This window comes from Vibrio sp. 811 (genome assembly GCF_033339195.1).
Map to the genome: position 1 here is coordinate 1 of NZ_JAWOUB010000541.1, position 629 is coordinate 629.

The 629-nt window shown below is 47.7% G+C and carries 1 protein-coding gene; it reads right to left on the minus strand.

What is annotated here, in order from left to right:
• Positions 1–629, minus strand: a 629-nt coding sequence (locus tag R7Q46_RS27975) for a TonB-dependent receptor domain-containing protein (RefSeq protein ID WP_318078406.1), incomplete at both ends; no start/stop codon positions are given.

A 629-nucleotide genomic window follows, 5' to 3' on the forward strand; every position in this document is an offset into this window, starting at 1 on the left:
GCCAGCAACGTCTTGGTAACGAATGTATTCTTTGTCGAACAGGTTGATGATGGTCGCACTCAAACGAAAATCTTTGGTGATTTGGTAACTTGCCCCCAAATCGAGCGTGTTCCATGCCTCTGTTTGTGCGCATTCTGTCTTTTGTCCGAGCGACGTTTGGCAACTCGGCACACGATCCATCGAACCAGCCCAATTCCACGTCGCGAACGCATTAAAGTCTTGTTGCTGGTAGTTCAGCCCAACATTGCCCTCAAAAGGCGTGATGCTACGAACGTATTCGCCCTCAGCGTCCTTTCCGTCCACATAACCAAGCTTGGTACTTAGCTTCCAAGACGATGTGAAAGCATACGCAGCAGAAAGCTCCGCGCCGTAGGTTTCAACGCCGTGTAAGTTTTCGTATTGCTTGACGTAGTTGCCGAAGTTATCTTGACCCGTGGTAACAACATCAATGAAGTTTTGGAACTTGTTGTAAAACGCAGAAACGTAAAGTTGCGCTCGGCCATTATCGAATTTGTTACCGATTTCAAACGAGTCCGAAGTTTCAGCCTCTAGATCCATATTTGGCGCAATAACAAAAGGCGTCAGCGGCACAAAGTCGTGGCTTACGAAGCCATACGCCTTATCGTATT